The organism is Nesterenkonia cremea, assembly GCF_014642675.1.
Lineage (GTDB): Bacteria > Actinomycetota > Actinomycetes > Actinomycetales > Micrococcaceae > Nesterenkonia > Nesterenkonia cremea.
Map to the genome: position 1 here is coordinate 130295 of NZ_BMIS01000006.1, position 19011 is coordinate 149305.

At 66.2% G+C, this 19011-nt stretch carries 24 protein-coding genes and 1 pseudogene; 24 read left to right on the forward strand and 1 reads right to left on the reverse strand.

Annotated features, from left to right (window positions below; all coding sequences use genetic code 11):
• Nucleotides 1-272 precede the first annotated feature (272 nt).
• From rplN to IEW85_RS08295, 20 genes are all read left to right on the forward strand, one after another.
• Nucleotides 273-644, forward strand: coding sequence for a 50S ribosomal protein L14 (rplN, locus tag IEW85_RS08200; protein WP_188684535.1), 372 nt, complete (start codon nt 273-275; stop codon nt 642-644).
• A gap of 3 nt (nt 645-647) precedes the next feature.
• Nucleotides 648-977, forward strand: coding sequence for a 50S ribosomal protein L24 (gene rplX, locus IEW85_RS08205; protein WP_188684537.1), 330 nt, complete (start codon nt 648-650; stop codon nt 975-977).
• Entirely contained in the window at nt 977-1555 is a 579-nt protein-coding gene (gene rplE, locus IEW85_RS08210) for a 50S ribosomal protein L5 (protein ID WP_188684539.1), read from the forward strand. Before rplX ends, rplE begins: the two co-directional genes overlap by 1 nt.
• A gap of 89 nt (nt 1556-1644) precedes the next feature.
• Complete coding sequence (rpsH, locus tag IEW85_RS08215) at nt 1645-2043, forward strand: 30S ribosomal protein S8 (RefSeq protein ID WP_188684541.1); 399 nt, start codon at nt 1645-1647, stop codon at nt 2041-2043.
• Nucleotides 2044-2063: 20 nt separating this feature from the next.
• Nucleotides 2064-2600 (forward strand): 50S ribosomal protein L6, encoded by a 537-nt coding sequence (rplF, locus tag IEW85_RS08220; RefSeq protein WP_188684543.1) that lies wholly within the window; start codon nt 2064-2066, stop codon nt 2598-2600.
• 3 nt (nt 2601-2603) lie between these two features.
• Nucleotides 2604-2975 carry a 50S ribosomal protein L18 gene (gene rplR, locus IEW85_RS08225; protein ID WP_188684545.1) on the forward strand — a complete coding sequence of 124 codons (372 nt, stop codon included), beginning with the start codon at nt 2604-2606 and terminating at the stop codon, nt 2973-2975.
• Nucleotides 2972-3712, forward strand: coding sequence for a 30S ribosomal protein S5 (gene rpsE / locus IEW85_RS08230; protein WP_188684547.1), 741 nt, complete (start codon nt 2972-2974; stop codon nt 3710-3712). Before rplR ends, rpsE begins: the two co-directional genes overlap by 4 nt.
• Nucleotides 3712-3942, forward strand: a complete 231-nt coding sequence (rpmD, locus tag IEW85_RS08235; protein ID WP_188684549.1) for a 50S ribosomal protein L30 — start codon at nt 3712-3714, stop codon at nt 3940-3942. The genes rpsE and rpmD overlap by 1 nt, the downstream gene beginning before the upstream one ends.
• A complete protein-coding gene (rplO, locus tag IEW85_RS08240; RefSeq protein WP_188684551.1) occupies nt 3942-4448 on the forward strand; it encodes a 50S ribosomal protein L15 in 507 nt (168 codons plus the stop codon). The genes rpmD and rplO overlap by 1 nt, the downstream gene beginning before the upstream one ends.
• A 114-nt stretch (nt 4449-4562) precedes the next feature.
• A complete protein-coding gene (secY, locus tag IEW85_RS08245) occupies nt 4563-5870 on the forward strand; it encodes a preprotein translocase subunit SecY (RefSeq protein WP_188684553.1) in 1308 nt (435 codons plus the stop codon).
• Nucleotides 5867-6433, forward strand: a complete 567-nt coding sequence (locus IEW85_RS08250; RefSeq protein ID WP_188684555.1) for an adenylate kinase — start codon at nt 5867-5869, stop codon at nt 6431-6433. Before secY ends, IEW85_RS08250 begins: the two co-directional genes overlap by 4 nt.
• A 4-nt stretch (nt 6434-6437) precedes the next feature.
• Nucleotides 6438-7286, forward strand: coding sequence for a type I methionyl aminopeptidase (gene map, locus IEW85_RS08255; protein WP_188684557.1), 849 nt, complete (start codon nt 6438-6440; stop codon nt 7284-7286).
• Nucleotides 7287-7504: 218 nt separating this feature from the next.
• Nucleotides 7505-7726 carry a translation initiation factor IF-1 gene (gene infA / locus IEW85_RS08260; RefSeq protein WP_188684559.1) on the forward strand — a complete coding sequence of 74 codons (222 nt, stop codon included), beginning with the start codon at nt 7505-7507 and terminating at the stop codon, nt 7724-7726.
• Nucleotides 7727-7739: 13 nt separating this feature from the next.
• Nucleotides 7740-7853 (forward strand): 50S ribosomal protein L36, encoded by a 114-nt coding sequence (gene rpmJ / locus IEW85_RS08265; protein ID WP_188684561.1) that lies wholly within the window; start codon nt 7740-7742, stop codon nt 7851-7853.
• A 198-nt stretch (nt 7854-8051) separates the two neighbouring features.
• Nucleotides 8052-8420 (forward strand): 30S ribosomal protein S13, encoded by a 369-nt coding sequence (gene rpsM, locus IEW85_RS08270; protein WP_188684563.1) that lies wholly within the window; start codon nt 8052-8054, stop codon nt 8418-8420.
• A gap of 14 nt (nt 8421-8434) precedes the next feature.
• Nucleotides 8435-8836 carry a 30S ribosomal protein S11 gene (gene rpsK, locus IEW85_RS08275; protein ID WP_188684565.1) on the forward strand — a complete coding sequence of 134 codons (402 nt, stop codon included), beginning with the start codon at nt 8435-8437 and terminating at the stop codon, nt 8834-8836.
• Between the two features lie 113 nt (nt 8837-8949).
• Nucleotides 8950-9966 (forward strand): DNA-directed RNA polymerase subunit alpha, encoded by a 1017-nt coding sequence (locus tag IEW85_RS08280; RefSeq protein WP_188684567.1) that lies wholly within the window; start codon nt 8950-8952, stop codon nt 9964-9966.
• A gap of 37 nt (nt 9967-10003) precedes the next feature.
• Nucleotides 10004-10555 (forward strand): 50S ribosomal protein L17, encoded by a 552-nt coding sequence (rplQ, locus tag IEW85_RS08285; RefSeq protein ID WP_188684569.1) that lies wholly within the window; start codon nt 10004-10006, stop codon nt 10553-10555.
• 83 nt (nt 10556-10638) lie between these two features.
• Nucleotides 10639-11487, forward strand: coding sequence for a tRNA pseudouridine synthase A (locus tag IEW85_RS08290; protein ID WP_188684571.1), 849 nt, complete (start codon nt 10639-10641; stop codon nt 11485-11487).
• Between the two features lie 116 nt (nt 11488-11603).
• Nucleotides 11604-12344 (forward strand): DUF11 domain-containing protein, encoded by a 741-nt coding sequence (locus tag IEW85_RS08295; RefSeq protein ID WP_188684573.1) that lies wholly within the window; start codon nt 11604-11606, stop codon nt 12342-12344.
• A 42-nt stretch (nt 12345-12386) separates the two neighbouring features.
• On the opposite strand, the gene IEW85_RS08300 is transcribed toward IEW85_RS08295, so the two are convergent.
• Nucleotides 12387-14297 (reverse strand): BglG family transcription antiterminator, encoded by a 1911-nt coding sequence (locus tag IEW85_RS08300; protein ID WP_188684575.1) that lies wholly within the window; start codon nt 14295-14297, stop codon nt 12387-12389.
• A gap of 154 nt (nt 14298-14451) precedes the next feature.
• On the opposite strand from IEW85_RS08300, the pseudogene IEW85_RS08305 reads away from it, so the two are divergent.
• The 4 genes and pseudogenes from IEW85_RS08305 to IEW85_RS08320 form a co-directional block, all read left to right on the forward strand.
• A pseudogene (locus tag IEW85_RS08305) lies at nt 14452-14715 on the forward strand (PTS sugar transporter subunit IIB); the annotation flags it as partial.
• A 90-nt stretch (nt 14716-14805) separates the two neighbouring features.
• Complete coding sequence (locus IEW85_RS08310) at nt 14806-15072, forward strand: HPr family phosphocarrier protein (protein WP_188684689.1); 267 nt, start codon at nt 14806-14808, stop codon at nt 15070-15072.
• A 20-nt stretch (nt 15073-15092) separates the two neighbouring features.
• Entirely contained in the window at nt 15093-16748 is a 1656-nt protein-coding gene (gene ptsP, locus IEW85_RS08315) for a phosphoenolpyruvate--protein phosphotransferase (RefSeq protein WP_188684577.1), read from the forward strand.
• Between the two features lie 88 nt (nt 16749-16836).
• Complete coding sequence (locus tag IEW85_RS08320) at nt 16837-18912, forward strand: PTS mannitol transporter subunit IICBA (protein ID WP_188684579.1); 2076 nt, start codon at nt 16837-16839, stop codon at nt 18910-18912.
• Nucleotides 18913-19011 lie beyond the last annotated feature (99 nt).

A 19011-nucleotide genomic window follows, 5' to 3' on the forward strand; every position in this document is an offset into this window, starting at 1 on the left:
AGCGCGTCATAGATCAAGACCCCAACTCGGCTCCGGGTTGGGGTCTTTTTCTGTTTCGTGTATGATATTGAGGTTGTGCGCCCGTATGCGTTGACTCGTCGAGTCGCCGCGGACAGCGCACGTCCCCCAGGGCCGCCTCGGCCATCCGGTCACCACACTGACTGACCGTCAGGATCGGGTGGGTAAGCGGCGGGGGAGTTGTTCATTCTAGAAGTTCCACAAGGCTCACCCGGTCTTCGGGGGAGAACCAGTGCGACGACAGGAGAAACCAAGTGATTCAGCAGGAATCGCGGCTCAAGATCGCCGACAACACCGGTGCCAAGGAACTCCTTGTCATCCGTGTTCTCGGCGGATCCGGACGCCGCTACGCAGGTATCGGCGACACATTCGTCGCCACCGTGAAGGATGCCATCCCGGGCGGCAACGTCAAGAAGGGTGACGTCGTCAAGGGCGTCATCGTGCGTACCCGTAAGAAGACCCGTCGCAACGACGGCTCCTACATCAGCTTCGACGAGAACGCTGCCGTCATCCTCAAGGGTGACACCCAGGATCCGCGCGGCACCCGTATCTTCGGCCCCGTCGGGCGCGAGCTTCGCGACCAGAAGTTCATGAAGATCGTCTCTCTCGCCCCGGAGGTGCTCTGACTCATGGCCAACAAGATCAAGAAGGACGACCTCGTCCAGGTGCTCGCAGGCAAGGACAAGGGCAAGCAGGGCAAGGTCCTGCAGGTCCTGCCCGCCGAGGAGCGCGTGGTCGTCGAGGGCGTCAACCGAGTGAAGCGTCACCTCCGCGCTGGTCAGTTCGGCAACACCGAGGGCGGCATCGTCGAGTCCGAGGCTCCGCTGCACATCTCGAATGTGGCTGTGGTTGACCCGGAGACCGGCAAGCCGACTCGTGTCGGCTTCCGGTTCGAGGAGAACGGCGAGGGCGAGACCACCAAGGTCCGCTTTGCCAAGGCCTCCGGAAAGGAGCTGTGATGACCGAGGTGCAGAGCGTGACTCAGAAGATCACCCCCCGCTTCAAGACCAAGTACCGCGAGGAGATCCGCGCCTCCCTGCAGGAGGAGTTCGGATACTCCAACGTCATGGAGGTCCCCGGCCTGGTCAAGGTCGTGGTCAACATGGGCGTCGGCGAGGCTGCTCGCGACAACAAGCTGATCCAGGGCGCCGTCGAGGACCTGACCAACATCACCGGTCAGAAGCCCAAGATCACCCGCGCTCGGAAGTCCATCGCGCAGTTCAAGCTGCGTGAGGGCCAGCCGATCGGTGCGTTCACCACTCTGCGTGGCGACCGCATGTGGGAGTTCCTGGACCGCCTTGTGACCTTCGCGCTGCCGCGCATCCGCGACTTCCGTGGCCTGAGTGCCAACCAGTTCGACGGCAACGGCAACTACACCTTCGGTCTGTCCGAGCAGGCGGTCTTCCACGAGATCGACCAGGACAAGATCGACCGTCCGCGCGGCATGGACATCACTGTGGTGACCACCGCCAAGACTGACGAGGAAGGCCGCGCGCTGCTGCGTGCCCTGGGCTTCCCCTTCAAGACCGAACAGTAAGCATCTACGCCGCAGGTCCCTTCACCAGAGTTCCGGACACGGAATCTCCGGAGATGAGGAAACCGTGGCGAGGAAGGGCATAAGCCCCTATGACAATGACTGACCCAGTCGCAGACATGCTGACCCGTCTGCGCAACGCCAACTCGGCATACCACGACCAGGTCTCCATGCCCAGCTCCAAGCTGAAGGTCCGTATCGCCGACATCCTCAAGGCAGAGGGCTACATCACCGAGTACCGCGAGGAAGAGGCCGAGGTCGGTAAGACCCTGGTCATCGACCTGAAGTTCGGCCCGAGCCGTGAGCGCTCGATCGCCGGCCTGAAGCGCATCTCCAAGCCTGGTCTGCGCGTCTACGCGAAGTCCAACAACCTCCCGCACGTGCTGGGCGGCCTGGGCATCGCAATCCTGTCCACCTCCTCCGGTCTCCTCACCGACCGGCAGGCTCAGAAGAAGGGCGTCGGCGGGGAAGTCCTCGCCTACGTCTGGTAACGGAAGGGAGTCGAAGCACTATGTCACGCATCGGTAAACTTCCGATCACTGTCCCTGCCGGCGTCGAGGTCAAGCTCGACGGCCGCGAGATCTCGGTCAAGGGCCCCAAGGGCGAGCTGAACCGCACCCTCTCCGAGGGCGTCAGCGTCGAGTTCGAGGACGGCGTCATCACGGTGACCCGTCCCGACGACGAGCGCGAGTCCCGTTCCCTGCACGGTCTGACCCGCACCCTGATCAACAACATGATCATCGGTGTCACCGAGGGCTACACCAAGAAGCTCGAGATCGTCGGCACCGGCTACCGCGTGCAGGCGAAGGGCTCGGACCTGGAGTTCGCCCTGGGCTACTCCCACCCGGTTCCGGTCGAGGCCCCCGAGGGCATCACCTTCACCGTGGAGGGCGCCAACAAGCTTGCTGTCTTCGGCATCGACAAGCAGCAGGTGGGCGAGGTCGCCGCGAACATCCGCAAGCTGCGCAAGCCCGATCCGTACAAGGGCAAGGGCGTGCGTTATGAGGGCGAGCAGATTCGCCGCAAGGCCGGAAAGGCAGGTAAGTAAACCATGGCTATTGGTATCCAGGGCAAGAGCAAGTCTGCGGCCCGCGGCCGTCGCCATCTGCGCCTGCGCAAGAAGCTCAGCGGCTCCGCTGAGCGTCCGCGCCTCGTGGTGAACCGCTCCGCGCGCCACATCGTCGCTCAGGTCGTCAACGACCTCGAGTCCCGCACTCTGGTCTCCGCCTCCACCATGGAGGCAGACCTGCGCAGCTTCGACGGCGACAAGACCGCCAAGGCACAGAAGGTCGGCGAGCTGATCGCTGAGCGTGCCAAGGCTGCCGGCATCGAAGCCGTGGTCTTCGACCGCGGCGGCAACAAGTACCACGGTCGTGTGGCCGCCGTCGCCGACGGCGCCCGGGAAGGTGGACTGAAGCTGTGAGCGAGAACACCAACGAGAAGGACGCACAGGTGACTGAGTCCAACGAGAAGGCCGCTGCCGAGACTGCTGAGCAGACTCAGGGCGCGGGCGAGCAGAACCAGGGCCAGCGCGGCGGCCGTGACGGCGGTCGTGGTGGCCGCGGCGGACGCAGCGAAGGCCGCGGAGGCCGTGGTGGCCGCGGCGGTCGTGATGAGGAGAAGGACAAGTTCCTCGAGCGTGTCGTGACCATCAACCGCGTCTCCAAGGTCGTCAAGGGCGGTCGTCGCTTCAGCTTCACCGCACTGGTGGTCGTCGGCGACGGCGACGGCACCGTCGGCGTCGGCTACGGCAAGGCCAAGGAGGTTCCCGCAGCCATCCAGAAGGGTGTCGAGGAGGCGAAGAAGAACTTCTTCCGCGTCCCGCGCGTGGGCTCCACCATCCCGCACCTGGTCAAGGGTGAGGAAGCGGCCGGCGTCGTGCTGCTGCGTCCCGCATCCGCAGGTACCGGTGTGATCGCCGGCGGTCCGGTCCGTGCCGTCCTGGAGTGCGCAGGCATCCACGACGTGCTGACCAAGTCCATGGGCTCGGTGAACGCCATCAACATCGTGCACGGCACCATCGACGCCCTCAAGCAGCTCGAAGAGCCTGAGGCAGTGGCAGCACGCCGCGGCCTGGCCCTCGACGAGGTGGCACCCGCTCCGATGCTCCGCACCATGCAGGAGGACCGCGCAGCGCGTGCCGAGAAGGCAGGTGCATGATGGCCAAGGCCGTTCAGTACAACACCGCAGTGAACTTCAAGGTCGGTGACTCCAAGCTGGAGGTCACGCAGACCAAGTCGCTCATCGGCGCTACCCCCAAGCACCGCGAGACCGTCCGGTCTCTTGGTCTGAAGCGTATCGGCCACACTGTGGTCCGCGACGCCGACGCCGTGACTGTGGGTATGCTCAACTCGGTGAAGCATCTCGTGAAGGTTGAGGAGGCGAAATGATGGTGGAGAAGAACTCTGCTCAGTCCTCTGCTGAAGAGGGTGTCCTCAAGGTTCACGACCTGCGTCCAGCCCCCGGCTCTCGCAAGGACCGCACTCGTGTGGGCCGTGGTGAGGCGTCCAAGGGCAAGACCGCAGGCCGTGGTACCAAGGGTACGAAGGCCCGTTACCAGGTCCGCGCCGGCTTCGAGGGTGGTCAGCTTCCGCTGCACATGCGCCTTCCGAAGCTGCGCGGGTTCAAGAACCCGTTCCGCGTCGAGTACTCTCCGGTGAACCTGGCCAAGCTGGGCCAGCTCTTCCCGGAGGGCGGCGACGTCGCTGCTGAGGACCTGATCGCCAAGGGCGTGGCCAAGAAGGGCCGCCCGGTGAAGGTTCTGGGCTCCGGCGAGATCTCCGTGGCGGTCAACGTGAAGGCTCACGCCTTCTCGGCCTCCGCTGAGGAGAAGATCAAGGCGGCAGGCGGCTCCGTGGAGCAGCTTCCGCTGAAGGCTGCCGCAAAGGCGGAATGAGAATCAGCCTGATGTGAACCTGTGCCCTCCCCGGACTCCCTCAAGGAGACCGGGGAGGGCCGTTCACGTTAGGATGACTGACTGTGTGGTCGACAGACCCATAGAGGAGGACGCTTGTTCAGCGCTATCGCCAGGGTGTTCAAGACACCCGACCTGCGCCGGAAGATCTGGTTCACCATCGGGATCATCACGATCTACCGGATCGGTGCCTTCATCCCGGCACCCGGTGTGGACTACAACGCTGTTCAGGCGTGCCTGGATATGGGCGGCACCGACGGCGGCCTCTACAACTTCGTGAACATGTTCTCCGGCGGTGCGATGCTCCAGGTGTCGCTCTTCGCACTGGGGATCATGCCCTACATCACCGCGGCGATCATCGTGCAGCTGTTGCGCGTGGTCATCCCGCGGTTCGAGACCCTGCAGCGTGAGGGCCCCCAGGGTCAGTCCAAGCTGACGCAGTACACGCGCTACATCACCATCGCCCTGGCCGCCCTGCAGGCCACCACGCTGGTCTCCATGGCGCGCACCGGCGCCCTGCTGCAGTGCGAGATCCCGATCATCCCCAATGACAACCTGGGCACCATCCTGCTCATGGTCCTGGTGATGACCTCCGGCGTCGCCGTCATCATGTGGCTCGGTGAGCAGATCACCGAGCGCGGCGTGGGCAACGGCATGTCCATCCTGATCTTCGTCTCCATCGCCGCCGGCTTCCCCGGCTCGATGGCGGCCATCTGGACCACCCAGGGCTGGCAGACCTTCACCATCGTCTGCCTGATCGGTCTGACGATCATCGCCGCAGTGGTCTTCGTGGAGCAGTCCCAGCGTCGCGTCCCCGTGCAGTACGCCAAGAAGCAGGTGGGACGCCGCACAGTGGGCGGAACCTCCACCTACATCCCGATCAAGGTCAACATGGCCGGCGTCATCCCGGTCATCTTCTCCTCCTCGGTGCTGATGCTCCCGCAGGTGCTCATGCAGTTCAACGAGCCTGCGCCGGGGGAGGAGCCGGGTCAGATCAGCCAGTGGATCCAGCAGTACTTCGGCACCGGCGCCCACCCGGTCTACATGGCCACCTTCTTCTTCCTGACCATCGGCTTCACCTACTTCTACGTGACCATCACGTTCAACCCGAACGAGGTCGCGGAGAACATGCGCAAATACGGCGGATTCATCCCCGGCATCCGCGCCGGCCGCCCCACGGAGAACTATCTGGCCTACGTGATCTCCCGTATTACGTTCCCGGGCTCCCTCTACTTGGGCTTCATCGCCCTGATTCCGCTGATCGCGTTTGTGCTGATCGGCGCTGACCAGGACTTCCCGTTCGGCGGAACGTCTATTCTGATTATGGTTGGTGTGGGCTTGACCACAGTCAAGCAGATCAACGCACAGATGGAACAACGGAACTACGAAGGGCTGCTGCGATGACTCGTATGCTGATCGTCGGTCCCCCCGGGGCCGGCAAGGGAACCCAGTCCAAGAAGATCTCCGAGGAGCACGGCATCATCGCCATCTCCACCGGTGACATCTTCCGGGAGAACATCAAGGGGCAGACGGAGCTGGGCAAGGAGGCCCAGAAGTACGTCGACGCCGGCAACCTGGTCCCCGACTCCGTCACCAACCGGATGATCGAGGATCGTCTCACCTGGGATGACGCCAAGGACGGCTTCCTGCTGGATGGCTACCCGCGCAACCGCACCCAGGTGGCCGCCTTCGATGAGATCACCTCCCGGCTCGACGTCGAGCTGGATGTGGTCCTGGAGCTCACCGCGGACCGCGAGGAGCTGATCAGCCGCCTGGTCAGACGTGCCGAGATCGACGGCCGCGCCGATGACACCGAGGACGTCATCCGTCACCGTCTGGAAGTCTTCGAGCAGGAGACCGCTCCGATGATCGAGGAGTACCGTCAGCGCGGCGTGCTGAAGCAGGTCGACGGCCTGGGTGCCGTCGAAGAGGTCGGAGCCCGCATCGCAGAAGCGCTGAAGGCCTGAACGGATGGGTGTCTTCTCCCGGGGCCGTGTGGAGCTGAAGTCCGCAGCGCAGCTCTCCTCGATGGATGCCGCCGGCACCATCCTCTGCGAGGGGCTCGACGCTGTGATCGCAGCGGCGGCTCCGGGGAAGACCACCGGCGAGCTGAACAAGCTGTTCGCCGATCATCTGACCGAGCGGGGTGCGGAGCCGAACTTCTACGGCTACCACGGCTTCCCTGGTCATATCTGCGCCTCGGTCAACGAGGAGGTCGTCCACGGCATCCCGGGGGAGCGGGTGCTCCAGGCCGGGGATGTGCTGAAGGTCGACGCCGGCTGCATCATCGAGGGCTGGCACTCGGACTCCGCGCGCACCGTCATCCTCGGCTCCTCCGAGGAGGGCACCGCCGACTCCGAGGACGAGCGCCTCTCCGCCATCACCCGCGGCGCCATGTGGCAGGGCATCGCAGCCTTCGCCCAGGCCAAGCACATCGGGGAGATCGGCGAGGCCATCGAGGACTACGTCCGCTCTCAGCCCGGCAAGCGGCTGGGCATCCTGGAGGACTACGTGGGTCACGGCATCGGCTCGGCCATGCATATGCCCCCGGACGTCTTCAACTACTCCACCGACATGAAGGGCACCAAGATCCGCCCGGGCATGGCCCTGGCCATCGAGCCCATGCTGACCCGCGGCGGCATCGAGACCGATGTGCTCGACGACGACTGGACCGTGGTCACCTCCGACGGATCCCGCGCCTCCCAGTGGGAGCACTCCGTGGCCCGTCATGTGGGCGGCGTCTGGGTCCTCTCCGCGCCCGACGGCGGCGCCTCCGAGCTGGAGCCCTTGGGCGTCACCCCGGTTCCGATCGGTCAGTAGAACCCGCGGTGCGGCTCCGGTGCGGCCGAGCTGCTGCGCCGGCGTCGTGCCGTCCTGTTCTCGGAGCTCCTAGCAGTGCCGGAGGCCGATTGGCTGAATTCGGTCCCGGCGTGTACGATGGACTGCTGGTTGTCTCTGTGGTTAACCCCTGCCTATTAACGGGCTGACATGGGTGTGCCCGGAGAACTGAACCAGCAACACAACCAGGTTGGGGAGTCATGGGCAAAAAAGAAGGCGTCATCGAAGTTGAGGGTCAGGTCATCGAGGCCCTCCCGAATGCAATGTTCCGTGTCCGGCTGGAGAACGAGCATGTCCTCCTGGCCACGATCTCGGGCAAGATGCGCCAGCACTACATCCGAATCCTCCCGGAGGACCGGGTCGTGGTGGAGATGAGCCCGTATGACCTCAACCGTGGACGCATCGTCTACCGGTACAAGTGATAGAGGAGAACCCATGAAGGTTCAGCCGAGCGTTAAGCCGGTCTGCTCGGACTGCAAACTGATTCGTCGTCAGGGTGTCGTCCGCGTGATCTGCAAGAACCCGCGCCACAAGCAGCGCCAGGGCTGAGCTCCTCACTGTACTTAACCGTTCAAGTGAGGGCGCACCCGCGCTGACCGCAGCTCAAAAGAATCATGGCAGTGCAGCTCGCAGGAGCTGGCGAGCACACCTCCGGTTGCCGAAGGCCGGGGACCCGCAAGGCATCGCCTCCGATGCCGGGACACGCACTGCTGAAGACCTTCGGACAAGCAGAAGGAGGACTGCCACGTGGCACGTCTGGCAGGTGTGGACATCCCGCGCGAAAAGCGCACGGTGATCGCACTCACTTATATCTACGGCGTCGGCAAGACCCGCGCCGCCCTGGCCCTTGAGGCCACCGGTGTTGACCCCAACACCCGCGTGAAGGACCTGTCTGATGATCAGCTGGTCGCTCTGCGTGACTACATCGAGGGCAACTTCACCGTCGAAGGCGATCTCCGCCGTGAGGTCTCCGCCGACATCCGCCGCAAGGTCGAGATCGGCTCCTATGAGGGCCTCCGTCACCGCCGCGGTCTCCCGGTGCGTGGTCAGAAGACCAAGACCAACGCCCGCACCCGCAAGGGCCCGAAGAAGACCGTCGCCGGTAAGAAGAAGTAGTCACAGGAGAAGATATGCCCCCCAAGACTCGCGCTGCGGCACGTAAGCCGCGCCGTAAGGCAAGCAAGAACATCACTCAGGGTCAGGCTCACATCAAGTCGACCTTCAACAACACCATCGTGTCCATCACGGACCCGACCGGCGCCGTGGTCTCCTGGGCCTCCTCCGGCGAGGTGGGCTTCAAGGGTTCCCGCAAGTCCACTCCCTACGCCGCGCAGATGGCCGCTGAGAACGCAGCCAAGCGCGCACAGGAGCACGGCATGCGCAAGGTCGACGTCTTCGTGAAGGGCCCGGGCTCGGGCCGCGAGACCGCGATCCGCTCCCTGCAGGCCGCAGGCCTGGAGGTCGGCTCCATCTCCGACGTCACCCCCAGCGCCCACAACGGCTGCCGGCCGCCGAAGCGCCGTCGCGTCTGAGCGACCTTCTATTGGCCCAAGCCCCCGCCCCGGCCCTGCGCCGGGGCGCGGGCCGAGCATCATAATCAGTGAGTTTGCGTCATATAGCGGATGCACTCTGAAAGGAATCACACGTGCTCATTGCACAGCGCCCCACGCTGACCGAAGAAGTCGTCGCAGATAACCGTTCGCGTTTCGTCATCGAGCCCCTGGAGCCCGGCTTCGGCTACACCCTGGGCAACTCGCTGCGCCGCACCCTGCTGTCCTCCATCCCCGGTGCTGCTGTGACCAGCATCCGGATCGACGGCGTGCTGCACGAATTCACCACCATCGCCGGTGCCAAGGAAGACGTCACCGAGCTGGTGCTCAACGTCAAGAAGCTGTCGGTCTCCTCCGAGCACGACGAGCCCGTCGTGGCCTACCTCCGCAAGGAGGGCCCCGGTGCGGTGACCGCAGCTGACATCACCCCGCCGGCCGGCGTCGAGTTCCACAACCCGGATCTCTACCTCGGCACCCTCAACCAGGACGGCAAGCTGGACATTGAGCTGACCGTCGAGCGCGGCCGGGGCTATGTCTCTGCCGCTCAGAACAAGGTCGCCGACTCGGAGATCGGCCGCATCCCGGTCGACTCCATCTACTCCCCGGTCCTGAAGGTCTCCTTCAAGGTCGAGGCGACCCGTGTCGAGCAGCGCACCGACTTCGACAAGCTGATCGTCGACGTCGAGACCAAGCCCTCTGTGGCTCCGCGCGACGCTCTGGCATCGGCCGGCACCACTCTGGTCGAGCTGTTCTCGCTGGCACGTGAGCTCAACGTGGCCGCCGAGGGCATCGAGATCGGTCCGTCCCCGACGGACGCAGCCCTGGCTGCGGACATGGCTCTGCCGATCGAGGACCTCGAGCTGACGGTCCGTTCCTACAACTGCCTCAAGCGCGAGGGCATCCACACTGCGGGTGAGCTCGTGGCACGCTCCGAGGCTGACCTGATGGACATCCGCAACTTCGGTGCGAAGTCCATCGACGAGGTCAAGGACAAGCTGACCGAGCTGGGTCTGTCCCTGAAGGACTCCCCGGCAGGCTTCGACCCGACCGCCGCACGCTTCCAGGAGGCGGGCGAGGACGAGTACCTCGACGACGAGCAGCAGCAGTACTGAGCCGCTGCGGCACATATATTTCTAGGAGAACAAGACAATGCCTACCCCCACCAAGGGACCGCGCCTGGGCGGCAGCCCGACGCACGAGAAGATGATGCTGCAGAACCTCTCTGCAAGCCTGTTCGAGAACCGCTCGATCACCACCACCCTGACCAAGGCCAAGCGTGTCCAGCCCTTCGCTGAGCGCCTGATCACCTTCGCCAAGAAGGGTGACCTGGCGGCACGCCGCAAGGTGGTCGGCCAGCTCTCTGCGAAGAACGCCACCAACCAGGCGATCGTCCACGAGCTGTTCACCGTGATCGCTCCGGCCATGGCCGAGCGCGAGGGCGGCTACACCCGCATCACCAAGATCGGCAACCGCAAGGGCGACAACGCCCCCATGGCTGTCATCGAGCTGGTGATGGAGCCCGTCTCCCCGAAGCAGAAGGTCGTCGCCGACGCCGAGAAGGCCACCGCCGCCGCCGCGCCGGAGGAGGCCGCTGAGGTCGAGGCTGAGGAGACTCCCGCTGAGGAGTCTGCCGAGGCTGAGGAGACCGCTGAGGCTCCCTCCGAGGAGACTGAGACCTCCGAGGAGTCCGAGGACAAGTGATCCTCTGACCCCCCTCTTGTGGGAAGCGCCCCGGACCGTATGGTCCGGGGCGCTTTTCTATGCCGCGGCGATAGGCTGGGTACATGCCCAGAATCCGCCTCGATCTCGCCTACGACGGCAACGCCTATAAGGGATGGGCGGCCCAACCCGGACTTCCCACCGTCCAGGGCGTGTTGCAGGAAGGCCTGGCCACGCTCATCCGCCGGGAGGTCCCGGTGGTGGTGGCCGGCAGAACGGATGCGGGCGTGCATGCCCGCGGTCAGGTGGTCCACTTCGACCTCAGCGAGGAGGAGTGGCACAAGCTGGCGCGCGGCCGGGACATCCCACCGGCGGAGGCGCTGCTGCGCAGGGTCGGGGGAGTGCTCTCCCGGCAGGAGGGTGCGGTGATCGTGCACCGCGCCCGCCAGGTGCCGGCGGACTTCGACGCGCGGTTCTCGGCTCTGAGCCGCAGCTACACCTACCGCTTGGCCGATGGCCCTCAGCGCAGGGATCCGCTGCGCCGCTTCGACACCGCGTGGCATCCCCGCGGACTCGACGAGCGGCTGATGGATGCTGAAGCGACCTCGGCAGTGGCCGCGGACGGCGGGCTGCGCGACTTCGGCAGCTTCTGCAGGCCGCGCGAGATGAGCACGACGGTCCGGCAGCTGCAGCAGTTCAGCATCCGCCGGGGCGCTGACGACGTGCTGGAGGCCTCCCTGACTGCGGACGCTTTCTGCCATCACATGGTGCGCGCGCTGATCGGCGCCTGCATCGATGTGGGGGAGGGGCGGCGCGATCCCGGCTGGGTGCTGAGCCGTCTGGAGCAGCCCAGCTGGGACTCTTCAGTGCGCCTGGCGCCGCCCAACGGCTTGGTCTTGGAGTCGGTGCGGTATCCGGCCGACGATCAGCTGCGGGTGCGCGCGGAGCAGACCCGCGCGCTGCGCTCGACGTGAGGCTCTGACAGCCGCAGCTCTGGGCTGGCGGGTCTGGCCGCGGTAACCTGGTACCTAGGGAGGCCGGACGTCACAGCAGGCAGACCCAGGGGGACTCAGGCATGATGAGACCGACGATGGCTCGATCGGACAGCACCACGACTGCAGTGCCCGCCCCGGCGGGTGAGAGGCTCTCGGCAGGCGTCTTCGCAGCCTTGCTGATGTGTGTGATGATGCTTGCCGTCCTCGCCTCTCCCGTCTCTGCTGAGCCGGTGGGTGAGGAGCAGGAGGCAGCCCAGCAGGATGAGCCTGCTCAGCAGGAAGGGGATGACTTCGCCATCTCGGTCACTCCCGACGACGGCACCGACATCTCCGAAGGCGATGAGCTCACCTTCACGATCGAAGCCACCAACGACGGAGACGAGGCCGTCGAGGTGGATATCACCCATGCCATGCCGGCAGGCTTCGAACGCGTCTCCTCCGATCCCGAGGGTCAGCCCGTCGGCCACGAGATGGTCTGGAGGACCAGCGTGGAGCCCGGCCAGACCGCGACCTTCGAACAGACGGTGGCCCTCACGGATGAGGGTGCTGAGATGATCGAAGACGGTCAACCAGGCCAGGGGGAGCAGTCTGACGCCCCGGAGGGCGCCGACTTCAGCTCGACCGCCTGCGTCTACCAGACAGGGGGCGACCAGGCTCTGGCGTGCCACTCTTCCTGGCACGAGCTCTCCGAGGGCCCACCGATCTGGCTGGGACTGATCATCGGCGCCGTCGTCGTGCTGGCCATCCTGGCAGCGCTCCTCTACTTCTACCGCTCCCGGACCAGTGCTCCGGCCGCTGAAGAGGCGGCAGGAGAAGAGGGCTACTCGAAAATCTGAGCGAGCACGACTCTGCGCGGCCACAGCTCGTCCGGCGCCGGCTCAGCTGTTGATGATCGCCACCAGCTCGTCCAGGAAGCTGGAGAAGTCTGTGCCGCGGCGCAGCAGCCGCTGCACCGAGTCGGGTTCGTTGAAGACCTCAACCAGCTGCTCGAAGATCGTCTGGAAGGCAGAGCGCTCCTCCTCGCTGAAGGCCACCAGCGCCACCACCTGCACACGGCCCTCGCCCCAGGGCAGCGAGCCCTCGGCGATGCCCAGCGAGATCGCAGTGGTGGTGCCGGTCATCTTCAGTGCATGCGGAACCGCCAGGGAGTCGGTGAAGGCCGTGGAGGAGAGCTGCTCGCGCTCGATGGTCCGCTCGATATAGTCCTGGTCGATCACCCCACGCTCGCGCAGCGGGGCAGCCAGCTGACGGATCGCATCCTGTTCATCGACGGCCTTCAGCGGACGCAGGAACGCCGCAGGGTCCAGATAGGACTCCAGTTCGCTGCGCAGCCGCGCCAACCGGCGTGCTCGGCGCCGTTTCCCTGCCGCCGCCGAGATCCGCTCCATGTCCTGGTCGGTGAGGAACGGAGGCAGGTGCACGGTCCGCTCATCCGGGACGGGCGGTTCTATCGTGGTCAGCACCAGGTCGGTGTCGATGGAGGACCAGTCAGGATCCACGCGGGTCTCCATGCGGGTCACCTCGATCCCGCTGCCCAGGGATTTATCGATTCGCGCCCGCAGCAGCTCATGCATCTCGTAGTAGCCGGGGGAGATGATCGTGGCCGTCAGCGCCTCTCCGGCCCGGCGGCTGCGCTCCAGCTGCCCGCCCACATGCATGGCGATATAGGCGATCTCGTCATCGCGCAGCGGGATGTGCAGCACCTGGGAGAGCTCATCGGAGATGGACACCGCCACCTGGAAGATCATCGGATAGGCAGTCTTCAGCGAACGGGTCAGCGGGTTCCGGGACCAGGCCTGCTCCCGTGCACGGTGGGCCAGGTTCTGCACATGCAGGCTCAGTCGGCGTACGAAGGCCGCATGGTCGATGTCCACCATGTACTCCCGGGCCGCCCGCTGCACGGCCTCGGCCACTGCGGCCTCCACCGCCGGGTCCAGGGCGATCTGCGTGGAGGGATCCCCACCGGGGGCCACCACGCGGGTCAGCACCAGGGAGGCCAGATGGTTCAGATCCCCGCGGCCCAGGTTCATACCGAAGTGCCGGCTGCTCAGCCGTCCCAGCAGCTGAGCGATCCGCTCCTGCTGCTCGGCAGGCTCCACCGGGGTGCCCTCCACGGCCCGTCCCTGGGAGACGCGCTCGGCGGCGATGGCCACATGCAGCACCACATCGGCGGTGGCGAACTCATTGACGTAATAGCCCTGTTCGGCCAGCTCAGCGGCCAGTTCGCTCTTGAAGGGTCCGAAGGCGGAGCTGTCCACCGCACCGATCCCGGCTCCGCGGCGCATGCCGTCGACGTCGAAGTATCCGTGCTCCATCTCGGCGTGGGCCAGCGTGGACACCAGCTTCCGCTGTTCCAGCTCACCGCCCACCAGCAGCAGTCTCGGCCCGGAGCGCTCCAGAGCCAGTCCGGTGCCGTGGAGCAGGCCGCGCGCCCGGACCAGATCGGCCTCCAGCGTGGCCTCGGAGACATGCAGCCGTTCGGCCGCCCGGTGGAGGTCCACTCCGGAGGAGGCCTCCAGCAGCTCGCGGACCAGGGCATGCAGCCGGTCCCGGGGGGCGGTCTTGGGGCGGGAGTCCTTGGCGCGCAGACCGGCCAGCACGCTGCGGTCGGCCCGGTACCCGGCTGACCCGGACTCCACCGCCCCCTCGGCCTGAGCGTTGATCGCAGCGATATAGGAACGCACGCTGCGCGGGGTGACCCCCAGGCGGTCTGCCAGGACTGTTGAGGGCATCCACCCCTGATCACGCATGAGCAGTCCGATCAGCTGTTCCTGACGTCTGCGGCTCACCGGGCTGTCCTCTCCACAGGACCACCCTATCGACTTCGGCCGAGGACCATAGCGTCCACTTTCCGCAGGGGCGGAAAGAACTCTGAGCCCCTCAGGCTGTCATTGTGCACTGGGTCACGGGACACTGGAGGGGAGAAGGACGGAAGGCAGATCGATGAAGATCCTGGTGGTGTGCGGCGCGGGTGCGTCGTCGACGTTTGTCGCCCAGCGGCTCAACAGCGCCATGCGCGCCGAAGGGCTGGGGCATCAGGCGGACGCCGGGAACGGTTCCTCCCTGCTCTACGAGCTGGACACCGCCGACGTCGTGCTGCTGGGACCGCATATGGCGGACACCGCAGACGACATCCGCGGCCTGACCGGAGAGCGCGGCCCCCTCATCACTGTGCTTCCTGACGATATCTACAGCGACCTCGACGGAACCCGGGCCCTCTCGGCGCTCCGCGAGGTCATCACTGTGCCTGCCGGGAAGAGCTCCCCGGCAGCCGAGAATACGGAAGAAGGAATCTCCATGTCCGCATCGCGCACCGTCACCGTCGCTTCCTCCTCCGGGCTGCACGCCCGCCCGGCCAAGCTCTTCGTGGAGGCCGCCCAGGGCACCGGCTCCCAGGTCACCCTGGCCAAGGGCGAGAAGAGCGTCAACGCCGCATCCATCCTGACCGTGCTCTCCCTGGGCGTGGAGAAGGGCGACGAGGTCACCCTCACCGCTGAAGGCGGCGAGGAGGAGCAGGCCCTCGACACCCTCGAGCACTTCCTCACCACCGACCACGACGCGTGAGCACAGCGGGGACCCCTTCGATGAATGACCTGACCGGAATCGGAATCGGCCGCGGCATCGCCCACGGCCCCGTGGCGCGCATGGCCGCTCCGCCGGAGCCGCCGCAGGACGTGCCCTCCCAGCTGAGCCCTGAGGAGGAGTCTCAGCGGGTGGCCGAGGCCGTCCAGGCTGTGGCCGAGGAGCTCGCCGCCAGAGGCGAGCAGGCCGGCGGCCAGGCCCAGGACGTGCTCGAGGCCCAGGCGATGATGGCCCAGGACCCTGCGCTCGCCGACGCCGTCGCTGAGCGCACCCAGGCCGGCAAGACCGGCGAATGGGCCGTGTTCGAAGCCTTCGACGAGTTCCGCCAGACCATGGCCGCCCTGGGCGGCTACCTGGGGGAGCGGGCCGCCGACCTCGCCGACGTCGCCCAGCGGGTCATCGCCCGGCTGCGCGGCCTGCCGGCCCCCGGTGTCCCGGAACCGGGCCACCCGTTCATCCTGGTGGCCGAGGACCTCGCCCCCGCTGACACCGCGCTGCTGGACCTGGAGAAGGTCCTCGCGCTGGTCACCATCGAAGGCGGCCCCACCTCCCACACGGCCATCCTGGCCCGGGAGAAGGCCATCACCGCAGTGGTCGGCGTCGCCGCCGCTGAGGAGCTGACCGGGGGAGAGGACGTCATCGTCGACGCCGCCGCCGGCACCGTCACCGTGGCACCCACCCAGGAGCAGATCGACGACGCCGAACAGCGCATCGACCAGCGGGCAGCCGTCCAGGCCGCCCCGCTGTCCCCCGGTGCGCTCACCGACGGCACCGAGGTCCCGCTGCTGGCCAACCTCGGCTCGCCCAAGGGTGCTGCCGAGGCTGTGGAGCTGGGTGCTGAAGGTGTGGGCCTGTTCCGCACTGAGTTCCTCTTCCTCTCCTCGGATGAGGCGCCCACGGTCGAGGAGCAGACCGAGTCCTACACCGAGCTGCTGCAGGCGTTCCCGGGCAAGAAGGTCGTGGTCCGGGCCCTGGACGCCGGTGCGGATAAGCCGCTGAGCTTCCTCACCAACACTGAGGAGGAGAACCCGGCCCTGGGTCTGCGCGGCCTGCGTGCCCTGCTGACCGACGAGCAGGTCCTGGATGATCAGCTCACCGCCCTGGCGAATGCCCAGGAGGCCACGGAGGCGGACCTGTGGGTCATGGCCCCGATGGTCTCCACTGTGGAGGAGGCCCAGCGCTTCTCCGAGCTGGCTCACGCCAAGGGCCTGAAGACTGCCGGCGTGATGGTGGAGGTCCCCTCCTCCGCACTGCTGGCCGAGAACATCCTGGGTGAGGCCGACTTCGCCTCCATCGGCACCAACGACCTCACCCAGTACACGATGGCCGCAGACCGCATGCTCGGCTCGGTCTCCCACCTCCAGGACCCGTGGCACCCCGCCGTGCTGCGGCTGATCCGCGAGGTGGGCGCCGCCGGACAGTCCACCGGCAAACCGGTGGGCGTCTGCGGCGAGGCCGCCGCGGACCCGCTGCTGGCCGTGGTGCTGGTGGGCCTGGGCGTGAACACCCTGTCCATGGCACCGGCTGCGCTCTCTGACGTCCGCACCGAGCTGACCCTGCACTCCGCTGAGAAGGCGCGCGCTGTGGCTCAGGCCGCCCTGGGCGCCTCCTCCGCGGCCGAGGCACGGAAGGCAGCCCTGGCGGCGTCGCAGTCCTGACGTTCCGCTTCCACGGGGCCTCGGCTGGACACAGCCGGGGCCCCACACCACTACCGCACCCCTCTCAAGGATGAGAAAGGCACAGACTATGTCCACCGCAACGGCTGAGCCGGCCGAAGGGCAGAAGCAACCCGGCGCCCTGCGCGTCGGGATCCAGAAGGTCGGATCCTTCATGTCGGGCATGATCATGCCCGTGGTCCCCGCGCTCATCGCCTGGGGACTCCTGACCGCAGTGCTGGTCAACATCGCTCAATGGACCACCGGCTGGGCGCCCGCCGAGGCCCTGGACACGGCGATCTTCCCGATGATCCACTACCTGCTCCCGATCCTGATCGCAGTGCAGGGCGGCAAGATGGTCTACGAGACGCGCGGCGCCGTCGTGGGCGGCATCGCCACCCTCGGCGTCATCGCCGGTTCGGATTACATCATCGAGCAGTTCAACGCCGGTCGGCCTGAGGCTGAGCAGATCGAATACGTCCACATGTTCATCGGCGCCATGATCCTGGGCCCGCTGGCCGCATGGATCATGAAGAAGCTGGACGGCTTGTGGGAGGGCAAGATCAAGGCCGGCTTCGAGATGCTGGTCAACATGTTCTCCGCGGGCATCCTCGGGTTCTTCCTGGTGATCGGCGGATTCTTCGGTCTGGCCCCGGTCATCAACGGGCTGATGAACGTGCTGGAGAGCATCGTCGGCTTCCTGGTGGACAACGGTCTGCTGCCGCTGGCCTCGGTGATCATCGAGCCGGCCAAGGTCTTCTTCCTCAACAACGCCATCAACCACGGCGTGCTGACCCCGTTGGGTGCTCAGGAGTCTTCGGCGGAGGGCAGCTCCATCCTCTACCTGCTGGAGGCCAACCCGGGCGTGGGCCTGGGCCTGCTGCTGGCCTTCTCCATCTTCGGCGTGGGCGCAGCCCGGGCCACCGCACCCGGTGCAGCCGTCATCGTCTTCCTGGGCGGCATCCACGAGGTCTACTTCCCCTATGTGCTGATGAAGCCGGCCCTGCTGCTGGCCGTCATCGCCGGCGGCGCCACCGGTGTGGGCACCAACATGGTGTTCGACTCCGGACTGGTGAGTGCAGCTGCTCCGGGCTCCTTCATCGCAGTGATGATCATGACTGCCTCTGGCAGCCACCTGGGCGTCATCTTGTCCGTGGTTCTTTCCGCCGCAGTGACCTTCGCCGTCGCCGCGCTGATCCTGCTCAAGGACCGCAAGAAAGACCTCGAGGGCGCGGACGAGTTCACCTCCGCGGTGGCCAAGACCGCCGCGGCCAAGGGCAAGTCCTCCGGCCACCTGAGCAACCTGGCCGGCGCCGCCGCAGTGCCCGCCCAGACCGAGAAGGTCATCCAGCAGGTCATCTTCGCCTGCGACGCCGGTATGGGCTCCTCCGCCATGGGCGCCTCCGTGCTGCGCAAGAAGTTCAAGGCAGCCGGCATCCAGGACGTGGAGGTCACCAATAAGGCTATCGCGGCCCTGCCCGGACACACCGACCTGGTCATCACCCAGGAGTCGCTGACCGACCGCGCCCGCGGCCAGGAGCCGAACGCTATCCACGTCACCGTGGACAGCTTCATGAATGCACCGGAGTACGACGAGGTCGTGGAGCTGGTGCAGAACTCGCGTCAGCCCGTCGCTGTGGGAGCGGGGGAGGAGTCGGCGTCGTCGTCGGCCGCCCCGGCCGCAGCTGAGGCACCCGCTGAGGCTGAGGCACCTGCTGAGGCCGGAGAGGAGTCCGGCATCCTGACCCTGAGCCAGGTGCGGATCCACTCCGGCTCCGTCACCCAGGAGGAGGCGTTGGCCGAGGTCTCGCAGATCCTCATCGGCGCCGGCGCGGTCACCGAGGACTACCTGCAGGCCATGAAGGACCGCGAGGACACCGTCTCCACCTTCATGGGCAACGGCCTGGCCATCCCGCACGGCACCAATGACGCCAAGGATGCCGTGAAGACCTCGGCGCTGTCCGTGGTCCGCTACGACGGCGGCGTGGACTGGGCCGGCGACCAGGCCGACTTCGTGATCGGCATCGCCGGAGTGGGCGATGAGCACCTGGAGATCCTCTCCAAGATCGCTGTGCTCTTCGCCGACGAGGACGAGGTCGCCAAGCTCCGCGGAGCATCCACCGAGGATGAGCTGCTCCAGATGCTCTCCGCGGTCAACGACGGTTGAGGCTCAACCCATACGAATTGCGTACCGGATTGTCGACAATGGGGACCGTGATCGCCCCCATTCGCCACAATCCGGTACACGATCCACACTGAGGGATAG